Annotated in this window: 10 protein-coding genes; all 10 read right to left on the bottom strand. The window is 69.2% G+C overall.

Going from position 1 to position 10587, the window contains the following annotated elements; translation table 11 throughout:
• Positions 1-262: 262 nt before the first annotated feature.
• Entirely contained in the window at positions 263-2380 is a 2118-nt protein-coding gene (locus tag DSY14_RS16780; RefSeq protein ID WP_211717517.1) for a hypothetical protein, read from the bottom strand.
• 29 nt (positions 2381-2409) lie between these two features.
• Complete coding sequence (locus DSY14_RS16775; protein WP_211717516.1) at positions 2410-2760, bottom strand: hypothetical protein; 351 nt, start codon at positions 2758-2760, stop codon at positions 2410-2412.
• Between the two features lie 112 nt (positions 2761-2872).
• Positions 2873-3199: a YbaB/EbfC family nucleoid-associated protein gene (locus DSY14_RS16770; protein ID WP_283091641.1), complete on the bottom strand. Its 327-nt coding sequence runs from the start codon at positions 3197-3199 to the stop codon at positions 2873-2875.
• Complete coding sequence (locus tag DSY14_RS29250; protein ID WP_283091642.1) at positions 3141-3827, bottom strand: hypothetical protein; 687 nt, start codon at positions 3825-3827, stop codon at positions 3141-3143. Before DSY14_RS29250 ends, DSY14_RS16770 begins: the two co-directional genes overlap by 59 nt.
• Positions 3824-6217 carry a hypothetical protein gene (locus DSY14_RS29245; protein WP_211717514.1) on the bottom strand — a complete coding sequence of 798 codons (2394 nt, stop codon included), beginning with the start codon at positions 6215-6217 and terminating at the stop codon, positions 3824-3826. Before DSY14_RS29245 ends, DSY14_RS29250 begins: the two co-directional genes overlap by 4 nt.
• Before the next feature lie 130 nt (positions 6218-6347).
• Positions 6348-6728, bottom strand: coding sequence for a hypothetical protein (locus tag DSY14_RS16760; RefSeq protein ID WP_211717513.1), 381 nt, complete (start codon positions 6726-6728; stop codon positions 6348-6350).
• Positions 6729-6814: 86 nt separating this feature from the next.
• Positions 6815-7114, bottom strand: a complete 300-nt coding sequence (locus tag DSY14_RS16755) for a WXG100 family type VII secretion target (RefSeq protein WP_211717512.1) — start codon at positions 7112-7114, stop codon at positions 6815-6817.
• Between the two features lie 73 nt (positions 7115-7187).
• Entirely contained in the window at positions 7188-7511 is a 324-nt protein-coding gene (locus DSY14_RS16750; protein WP_211717511.1) for a hypothetical protein, read from the bottom strand.
• 57 nt (positions 7512-7568) lie between these two features.
• A complete protein-coding gene (eccB, locus tag DSY14_RS16745; protein WP_211717510.1) occupies positions 7569-9032 on the bottom strand; it encodes a type VII secretion protein EccB in 1464 nt (487 codons plus the stop codon).
• Between the two features lie 3 nt (positions 9033-9035).
• Complete coding sequence (gene eccD, locus DSY14_RS16740) at positions 9036-10436, bottom strand: type VII secretion integral membrane protein EccD (RefSeq protein ID WP_211717509.1); 1401 nt, start codon at positions 10434-10436, stop codon at positions 9036-9038.
• Positions 10437-10587: the final 151 nt, after the last annotated feature.

Below are 10587 nucleotides of genomic sequence, written 5' to 3'. Positions count from 1 at the left end.
GGGGGAACCCCCATGAACCCGCCACCGGCGGCCGGAGCACCGGTCGGGTGGTCGATCTCCGTGATCGCGTCCTCGCCGACCCGCGTCGCGTCGTCGCCGGGCGGGGTGGCGGAGTGCGCGGGGCCGTCGAGGAAGCCGTCACCGGGTGTCGTGCCCGGCTCCTCGTCCGCGAGCCGGGACACGGAGGGGCCGTCCGTGTGCGGGGCACCGGTTCCCGAGAGGTCGGGGGCGTCCGGGGTCGGCGCGGTTCCGGGGCCGCGGTTCAACGCCTCCGGGACGGGGGTGACGGTGGTGTCCGTAGGTGTGTGGGGAAGCGACGGCGGTTCGAGGGCGCCGTCGGATGACCGGGGCGGTTCGACGGTGCTCTCCGCGCCCGGGAGGTGGGAGTCCTCGGGTCCACCGGGCCGCGGTACCGCAGCGTCGTCGGTGACCGGCGCCTGGGGGTGTGACGGCAGGTCGGCCGGCGGCGCTGGGCGTGCCCGCTCCTCGGTGTCGGTTCCCCGTCCGTGTTCGACGGAGCCCCGCCGTTGTCGGGCCCGCCGACGCGACCGGGACCGCCCGATCCCCCGCCGTTGCCGGAACCGCCGCTTCCGCCGGAGCCCCCCGCTCCACTGCTGTCGACCGGAACCTCGGTGCCGCCGGTGGCCGTCACGGAGTCCGACTCCACGACCGGCGGGGTGGGGGCGTCCACCGAGCCGTTGGACCTGAAGAGGTTCTCCAGGGCGTCGAGCCCCTTGATCCCGCCCAATACGCCGCCCATGGTCAGACCCGCGCTCGCCGCCCCTGCCACGGCCGACATGCCGTGCGCGGAGAACTCGTTGTCCTCGGAGAGGATCATGTTGCTGAACCCCTCACCCAGGTAGGCCGAAGCGGCCCCCTGGAAGACGTTGGAGCCCAGGTGCGCGGCGGTGCGCTGCCAGTTGTCGGCGAACTCGCTCAGGCTCCGCGCCGTACCGTCGGGCACGGTGCGGGTGAGGAAGTCATGGGTCTCCGGCGACAGCGGTCGGCTTCCGGGGCCGGTCGGTGCGTTGTCCAGCACCCGGGCGAGGGCGGAGCCGATGTCTCGTGTGCCCCAGTTGGCCGTGAAGGCGTCGGCGTAGTCACGGCCGAGCCTGTTGGCGGCGTCGCGGCCGAGCTGGTCGCCGAGGTTGTTCTCGAACACCCTTCCGACGTCGTCTCGGAACCGGGTCGTGGTCGCGACGTTGTCCCACGGGCTCGGGTTACGCCCCAAGGGTTGGATCAGGTCGGTGGAGTTACGGGAGAGCACGCCGGCCATGTCGTCGGACAGGCCGGGCGGCGGACTCGCCCGGCTCGGCACGGGCTCCGGCCGGGGAACATCGCGGGTCCCGGGGGAAGGCGGCGGAACCGTTGCGCCGGGGTTGGCTGCGGCCGGCGGCGCCCCATTGTGCTCCGCCGCGTTGGTGCGGGGTGGCGGTAGCGGGGCGTCGCCGCGCCCACCCGCGACCGGTTCCGGCGTCGGGTTACCGCGCCCCCCGGGGGTCGGGAGCGGGTTGTCGTCCCGGCCTGCCCCGGGCGTGGGCGCGCCGTCGGTGCGCTCGCCTCCCACGGTCCGCGGCGGCGGAGTGAGGTTGTCGGAAAGGTCGTTGGAGCCCACGCCCCGGCCCGTGCCGGGCGGTGGCGTGAGCTCCGGCGCGTTCCTGAAGTTGTTCCTCAGGAGGTCGCCGAAGTTGTCGGTGATCCAGTTGGCGAACTTCCCGCCGACGACGCTGAACCCCCACGAGAAGAGTCCGTCGAGGACACCGCCGACCCCCGCCGACGTGCTGAGGGTGTCGTCGTTGCCGCCCCTGTGCCCCCGGGAGATCTGGAGACGCTGGATCAGCTGGTCCATGATCATCGCGAAGGCGACGCTGACCACCAGGTGGGTCAACAGCGTGGTGATCAGGGAGTTCACCAGCCGTTGGATGGCGAGGCTGGCGATCCGCTTGAGGATGGGGATCATCGTCAGGCTCGCCCCGAAGGTCCACTTGGCCATGGCGATGGCCCATGCGATCTCCAGGGCGAGCTGGACCAGCTGCCCGATGATCATCCACTTCACGTACTCGACCTGGTTGGCCGCTTTACGGGTGAAGTCCCCGAGCTGGTGCGACGCCTCGGAGGCGGCCTTGACGTAGTCGGTGTTCCCCGAGGTGAACTTGTCGATCGATTCTTCGTAGTACTCGGCGGAGCGGCTGTCGAAGTTGGAGCGCACCCGGCGCTTGACGGAGACGATGAGCGGGGGGATGTCCCTCTCGATCCGGTCGCCCGTCCGGTCGAGGAGGTCACCGAGCACACGCAGCTTCGTCTCGTCAGCGGTGAACCACTGCGAGCCCGTCAGCCCGTAGAAGAGGTTGCGCAGCCCCTCCGGCAGCTCCATCCCCATACCCGGTGACCCCCTTGTCCCTTGTCCCTTTATCCCCGGCCGTAACGGCCACCGGGCAGGCCGCCGAGATCGCCGATGCCGCCGGGATCGCCGGGTGTGTCGGGCATGTTCCTGACGAGATCGAGGCCTATCTCCTCGCCGCCCAGATCCGCCCTGCGCAACGCCTCGGCGTTGTCGACGGTGTTGAGGCCCGTCTCCCGGAGCACCTCGGTGAGCACATCGAGGTACTCCTCCAACTTCTCCGCACCGGGGACGAACTTCTCCTCGAAGACCTTGGCGATGTCGTCCCCGTGCCCCCAGGGGCGCTCTCCCAGGGAATCCCTGCCTGACCGGTACTCCGCGAGGATCTCCTGGATCAGGTCCGCCGGCTCGTTCAGCATGGCTCCATACCTGGCCATCAGGTCGGGGCCAACGAAAAGGTGATCACCGGACACGGTGCGGCTCCTTTCGGTCTACGGGTGACGGCGGGCGCGGAACGCCCGTCGCGAGGTCTCAGCGGCCGGGGCGTCCGAAGTCGGGGAAGTCGAGCTTGTCGATCCCCAGGTCGGCCATCATCTTGGCGGGGTCGAAACCGCCTTCCCGGGCGGCTTCCATGTCGATGCCCTCAGGTGCGAAAGGCGCGTAGGCCTCCATGACGCGCTGCTGCATGCGGCCCCGGGCACGCTTGATCACGTCCATGACCGCGTCCGAGAGTTCGGCCGGCGCCATGGACTTGTAGGAGTCGGTGCGAAACTTCAGTTCGACCAGCTCCCCCTCGGCATCAATCTTCACGCTGATCCCCCTGTCCTTGGAGACGGCCTCTTCGGTTGCCGATGCCAGGCTTGCGCTTGCCCGGGTGACCTTCTCCTGGTCCTCCCGTAGACGTGCGAGAGCCTGCTCCATCTGCTCCGGGTACGTACTCATGGGGACTTCCCTTCGTGTTGTCGCCGGGGGCCGGTCGTCCCAGCACCGAGAACCGGTCACCCTCGCTGGTGCCCCAGACGCGTTCGTCCTCGGAGAGCCAGGTCGAACGCGTACGGGATTCGTTCTGTCCGCCGCCCGCGCCTCCGGGAGGCATCATGGGCGGCATCATCGGCGGCATACCGCCGCCCATGCCACCCATACCGCCCATGCCCCCGCCCACGCCGCCGAAGTTCGCACCGCCGTTGCCGCCGCCGTTGCCGCCGACCGCGCCGTTGAACGCGTCATCGCCCCCGGAACCGGGGTCGCTGCTGAGGCTGCCGCCACCGGCCAGCAGGCCGTTGTGGTCCGGCTCGACGTGCGGGGTCATGGGGGTGAGCAGCTGGTCCTCGGCACCGGGGCTGCCCCAGCCGTCACCGATGGAGTAGGAGTTCTCCCGGGGCGCCCCCACGTCGAGATCGCGGCCCAGGGCGTCGCTGAGACCGCTACCGGGGCTTCCGCCCCCACCGCCGAGGCTTCCGCCTCCGCTGCCGGGGCCGGCGTTCATCCGTTCCTGGAGCTCGGCGCGCTGCTGCTCGTAGTACTCGTCGGCTCGGCGCGCTGCTGCTCGTAGTACTCGTCGAGCTGGTTCTGGTAGGCGTCCGAAGCCTCACTGCCCGCGGAGTCACCGCCGGAACCGCCGCCCAGGTTCCCTCCGCCGGAGTCCGGGCCCGCCACGAGGTCGTCCAGCTCCTGGCTGCGCTGGTCGTAGTAGTCCGACAGCTGCCGGCGCTGCTCCGCCAGCTCCGAAGCCGGGTTGCCGTTCTCGTCGGTGATCCCGTCGACCTCGGAGCGCAGCCGGTCCAGATCGGCCATCTCGGAGTCGCGGTACTCCTGGAGGCGCTCCTGGCGCTGCTCGGTCGTCAGGTCTGCGCCACCACCGTCGGGTCCGGACTGGAGGCTCTCCAGGTTGGCGGACTGCTCCTGGTGGTAGTCGTTCAGCAGTTGCTGGTACTCCTGCTGCGCGGGGGTGAGCGCACGGCCGTCGTCGGTACGGCCGTCGCCGTCCGGGTCGGGAGACTCCCTCATGAGGCGGTCGAGGTCACTGCTCTGCTCGTTGCGGTAGTCCTCGAGGCGCTGGTCGTAGTCCTCGGCCGTCAGGTCGGAGCCGCCACCGCCGAGACCGCCGCCGCCCGCGCCGGGACCGCTGTTCATCTGGCTTTCGAGGTCGGCGCGCTGCTGGTCGTAGAAGTCGTCGACCGTCTGGTTGAACCGGTCCTCCGACGGGCGGTTCCGGTTGCCGGAACCTCCGCTTCCCCCGCTTCCCCCGCTTCCTCCGCCTCCCAGGAAACCGCCGCCGCCCATGGGCGGAGGCGGCCCGTTCATCTCCTGCTCCAGACCGTCAGCCTGGTGGTTGAAGTAGTCGTCCAACGTCTGGTTGAAGCGGTCCTCGGACGCGGGACCGTTGCCCCCGGAGCCACCGCCGTCACCACCGAGACCGCCCCCACCACCACCGGGACCGCTGTTCAACTCGTCCGTGGCGTTCCGGTAGTACTCGTCGAGCGCATTGTCATAGGCGTCCGCGGACGGGGGACGTTCACCCCCCGAACCATCGTCGTCACCACCGAGACCGCCCCCACCACCGCTGGGCCCACTGTTCAACTCGTCCGTGGCGTTCCGGTAGTACTCGTCGAGCGCGTCCTCGTACGCCTGCTGGGCGTCGGACTTGTCGTCGCTGTCGCCGTCGCCGTCGTCATCGCCTCCGCCGCCGGGCGGGTTCTCGTTCAGCCACTCGGTCTGCGACTTGTACCACTCGTCGAGTGTCTCCTCGTACTCCAGCTGGGCGTCGGACTTCCCGTCGTCGTCGCCACCGCCGGGACCGCCGCCACCGTTGGGGCCGCCGCCCACGGGAGACCAGTCGAGCGGCATCGGCCTGGGGTCTTTGATCTCGTGCTCATCGAACACACGCTGATTGAGGTTGTAGTCGTGCACGATGCTGCCGACGCGTTCGGCCACGGCTGTCTCGAACGGCTCGAGGGTTTTGAGCCAGTTTGCCTTGATCTCGTCCTGGATCTTGTGCCAGGTACTCGCGGAGTTGACCGGACCGAAGCCCTCGATTTTACTGCTGTCGTCACCCTTGGTGAAGCTGATGAGATCCTGGTTTTCGTCGAACCACTTCTTGACCTGGGTTTCGGGGTGCCCTTCGCTATCGTTTTTTTCGATCCAATTTTCGAAGAACTCCCTGAACTCCTCGGCCGCGATGGGCTGAACCGTCGCCCGCGTATTCAGCAGGGCATCAGGGTAGACGGCGACGTTCTGTTCCAGCCTGAAGAAGCGGAGTCCCAGGTTGTCGAGGTGCTGGGCGAAGACGTCGGCCGTCGCCCCTTCGAGCTGGTCCCTGGCGGTGCTGGCCAGGTCCCGCATTTCCTCAGTGGCATTCTCCAGCATTCCGTGCAGGTCCCGCAGGGTTTCGGCCAGACCGTTGAACCCGGGCGCGTCATAGGACGTGCTTCTCTCCGCCGTGGTGCCCAGCGGTTTATAGAGGATACCCTTCATGTTGTCGATGAAGTTCTGCCAGGCGGGCATTCCCCTGAAGGATCCGGCGAAGCTGATTCCGGAGTAGTACGTCGTCGTCGTATCCGGTGTTTTCCCGCCGCCATCTCCCTGAAAGCTCGCAGTCCTCGTCCCTTTCTTGAAGACATCCGTTGACAGCCAGTAATCAAGGCCGTCCGGGCTCTTCTGGTCGGATTTGAAGCTGTCGAACCAATCGGCCTGGGTGACCGTCAAGGCCGGGATCATCCGAGGGACGTCCCCGTCGCTCTCCTTGTCGGCGAAGATGTTCAGCACGTCGTGGAGCGTCTTGGACTTCGCCGCACCGTCCTCGGGCTCAGACGGTAGCTCCTCTCCCTCATCGTCGTTCTCCGGATCGTAAATGCCATCTTCATTCGGATCGGGCATACCGCCTCCTCACTCTCTCTGCGCAACCACGTCTCACATCGGTGACGGGACACCCGTATGCTCCACGGGCTCGACCACCGACGCGCGGCACCGACGGGCGAAGCCGTGACGGCGACGCCGGCACCGTCGTTCAGGGCCGGATCGCCCCGGCGCTCTCGGGATCGATCAGCTGCGCCAGGTCCCGAGCCGTGAGCGCGGCGTCCTCCTCGACACCGGCGAAGCGGAATTCGGCTTCCTCCAAGCGCTCCCTCATCTCCTCGAACTGATCGATGATGGCTTGTATCTGCTTGCGCATGGAAACCACCGAGTTGTTGATGGTGTCCTCGATCTTTCCGGCTTCACCCAGGAAGAGGCGGTTTCCGGCACGGATGGATTTTCTCGGTGTGTCCTTCTCGTCGATGAACTGGTCGAGGTTGTCCCGCTGGTCCCGAAGTTTGCGCAGAAGTCCGTCAATGTGATCGGCGCGGAACTCGCGCATGTACGCGAGCGTGATCTCGGTTTTCTCCGCCATGTTCCGTTCTCCTCACTCCGTGACGACCTGTCCGGGGCCGATCGGCCCCGGACAGGTCGGAACCGCACCCCTTCGCCGGATACCGGCTACATGTTCTGCGAGACCCATTCGAGGGACAGCTTGTTGTCGGTGTTCTGGTAGTTGTCACGGATCAGGATCAGGGCCTGCTCGGCCTTGGTGAGCAGGAACTCCATGTCCTGTACGTTGAGCCGCCACTGCGCCATGCGCGCGTCGTAGTTCTCGGCCGTGGCACCGTCGAGCTCACCGCGCACCGCGGCCATCTTCGTGGCCAGCTCGTCGAGGGAGTTGCGAATGTCCTGAGTGCGCGCGCGCAGATCGAACGCGGAGTCGTCCATGCCCGAGTAGCGGACGGAAAAATCGCTCATCGGCTGCTGCCTACTTTCGTTTCCGCGACCACCCGCGCGGGCGGCCGGCTCGGGAGAGGGGTGAAGAACCCGGTCAGGAGGACTGGTTGGGGTTGAGCTGGTTGTCCCAGGACGTGGAGAGCACCAGGTTCTCGTCCTCCACGTTCTGCATGCCGCGCGTGGTGCCGCCGAAGGTGCCGATCATGTTGTTCATCCCGTTGACGATCAGCCGCAGCTCCTCCAGCCACTTCACCAGCGCGGTCTCGTATCCCTGCTCGGCGCCGCCGACCCAGGTGGTCCTGAGGGAGTCACGCAGGAAGTCGACCTTGGTGTACACGGCGTTGCACTCGCTGTGGGCCGTCTCCATCGCCATCCGGCCGGTGCTCATGCCGTATTCGGTACTGGTGGTCTGAACCATGTCCACCTCTCCTTTCGGTTGCCGGGGCACGGTGCCCCTGGTTGCGTGGTAGTGCGGTCAGGTCTGTCCCCGCTCCCCGCATCCGACCGCCGAGGGCCGGTCGACCGTCGCCGGGACCGGTTGGCCCGCGGCCTCGGACGACAGCTGCGGCCCGGTGGGCAGCAGGCGCAGCAGCGCGATGGGCACGAGCGCGGCGGAATCGGCCGAATAGCCGAGTTCGCCAGCGGTGTCGGCGGAGGTGAGCGGGTACTTGGTGACGGTGTCGGTCACCAGGTGGTACGTGGGTTCGGGCGCGGTCCCCCCGGCGGGAGCGGCCTGGACGACCGCGCCGCCCCCCGCGGGGATGCCGATGAGGTCGGCGGTGGGGCAGCCGTGGGCGGTGTACGGCCGGTCCTGGACGGGCCAGGCGTTCACGGCGTCCAGCGGGTGCACGATCAGCTGGGCGTCGCCGTCGGCGTCGATGCGCATGCACGGTGCCTGCCCGTCGACCGTCGCCAGTTCGGGCGGCGTGGCCGGAAGCCCGTTGTCGGCCACCGCCGCGTCCGCGGCCAGGTTGCGCTGGACCTCCCCCGCGCTGAGCGCGATGGGCTCGGGGGAGGCATCGCCGTAGGCGTCGTCGGTGACGCGCGCGTCGGCCAGTGCCAGCCGTGACTGGACGGCGCTGACCGGAACCAGGCCGTCGTCGCCGAGCAGGTAGTACTGGTCGCGCTCCTCGTCATCGCGCACCACGAAGACCTGGCCGGTGGTGCGTCCTTCTCCGCCGATCGGTGCGCTCTGCGCCCCCGCCCCGCCGGGGACCTCGGGAGCGGCGAGGTCGCTGCCCGCGGGCACGACGTCGAGGAAGGCGCGGCTGACGCCCAGGGCGGGGCTGGTGCCGTAGCCGAGGGCCTGGAGGGCGCCGTGCTCCTCGTCCAGGCGCAGCCGGGTGCCGTTCCAGAGCAGGTGGTGGTCGGCGTCCGGGCCCTGGACCAGCACCGCGAACTCCACGGGCAGGGCTCCGCCGTCGGGGGTCGAGTCGACGGTCAGTGCGGTGCGCGGGTCACCGTCCCGGTTCGCCGGAGGGACCGCGCACACGCGCCACAGGGCCGAGGAGGCGGCGTCGGGGTCGGGCAGGGAGTCCGGGGCACCCGGGATGCCGACGGGGCCGCCCTTGGGGACTCCGGCCAGCGAATCGGCGCTCACCGAGCGCACGTTGATCTGGTTCCCCTGGACGAGGCGGGCGGAGGCGTAGTTGGCGACGGGGCGAAGGACCCCGTCGGAGTACAGGTAGGTGGCGCCGCTCTCGCGCTCCAGGACGAGCGAGCCCTCGTTGCGCCAGGCGGTGTTGCCCCCGGGGAAGAGCAGCCCGAAGACCAGGAACCCCACGCACAGCAGGACGGAGATGGCCAGCCCGATGTAGGTCCCGTTCCGGGTGCGCTGCATGGGGGCGTCGATGGCGTCGGGGTTGGCCTCCAGCATGGCGGTGCCCAGTCGGCCCACCATGAAGTTGTGCGCGACCACCTGGTCTCGGCGCGTCTGCATCGCTCAGCCCCCGATCCCGCGGAGCATGCCGTAGAGGCCGAGGTTGCCGAAGACCAGGCAGACCATGGCGATGGCCGCGAGGAGCTGGATGATCTCGGCGGCGCGGCCCCAGTGGGGCACTCCGCGCCTGCCCGGCATCGACCACGCGAGGGCGGTGAGGGTCGCGGCGGCGGCGAGGACGCCGAGGAGGGCCAGCAGCCGCCCCAGGGTGCCGGCGTCGGCCGCGGCGGCCAGGACGGTGAAGACCAGACCGCCGTAGGCGGGGACCGTCAGGCAGAGCTTCTGCCCGGCGTTGGCCAGTCCGCGGCTCTGGAACAGCAGCACCAGGGAGATCACCACACCGAGGGTGATCGGCAGCCAACCGGGTCCCGGGGCGAGGATGAACAGGGCTATCGCGTGGATCGCGCCGGTGGCCGCGAGCACGGCCCCCTGGTAGCCGTCGGCCAGTGTGGTGCGGTCGAGGACGTCGCGCGCGGGGTGGGGGTCGATGGCCTCTTGGAGCTGCTCGGTGTTGGAGGGCAGCGGGGGCAGCCGCAGACCCGCGATCCGAAACCCCAGGACGGGGGCGAAGGTGCCGATCAGGATCGCGAGCGCGCTGGCGGCTCCGGCGATCCCGGTCATGGTGAGGCCGGGCGCCAGCATCAGCGCCACGGCGGAGAGCACACCGAAGACCTCGAAGACGATGAGCCCGGCGAAGAACGGGACGGACCCGGCGACCGCGGCCAGACCCAGCACGGTGGCGCCCGCGGCGGCCATGCAGGCCGCGAGAACGCGGGCCCCCAGGAGCGGTATCCCGGGGTCGCCGGTGGGGATGGCGGCCCCGGCCAGGCCCATGTAGAGCACCGCGGCGGCGGCCAGAGCGGTGGCGGCGGTCAGGTCGCCCATCGCGCGCGACGCGGCCCACGCGCCCAGGAGCAGGATGACGGCGGCACCGCCCGCGATCAGGGCGGTGAGCCCGTTCATACCGCCCATCGCCAGGATGACGAAACCGGCGAAGAGGGTGGACACGCTCAGCCCGTGCAGGAGCCGGCGGGTGTAGGTCGGGCGCCAGGAGTAGCGGCGCTCGGCCATGCCGTTGGCCACGCCGTCGATCAGGTCGTCGAAGTGGATGGGGGGCAACTGATCCCGGCGCGGGCGCAGGTAGAGCGTCTCTCCGTCGAACAGTCCCAGGGCCAGGACGCTGCCGTCCTCCTCCAGGGCGGGCGAGCCGAGTTGCTGGAGGACCCAGCCGTCGTGTTCGAGGCCGGACTCGTCGAGGTCGTCGCCGCTGTCGCCCTCGGCGTAGAGGACGATCGTGGGCAGCAGTTCGGACAGGGGGACGTCGGTGGGGACCGCGATCTCGAAGGTTCGGTCGGGGGCACGCACGACGAGTCGGCACAGACCGGGGGCGGGAGAGTCGCTCATCTGGTTCTTTACTACTCGTTACGGAGGAGGAGGCAACCGGCGGCGCAGTTGTCCTGCCCCCCGGGGGAGAGGAGAGAGACAGCTGCCGAACGTTCCTATGCTCACGCTCGATGGCTGGAGGAGCAGCCTCGTGATTCGACGACCGTCGCAA

Origin of the sequence: Nocardiopsis sp. MG754419 (genome assembly GCF_018207095.1) — a bacterium.
In the GTDB taxonomy this organism is placed as follows: domain Bacteria; phylum Actinomycetota; class Actinomycetes; order Streptosporangiales; family Streptosporangiaceae; genus Nocardiopsis.
This window is presented reverse-complemented; position numbering and strand designations above follow the sequence as displayed.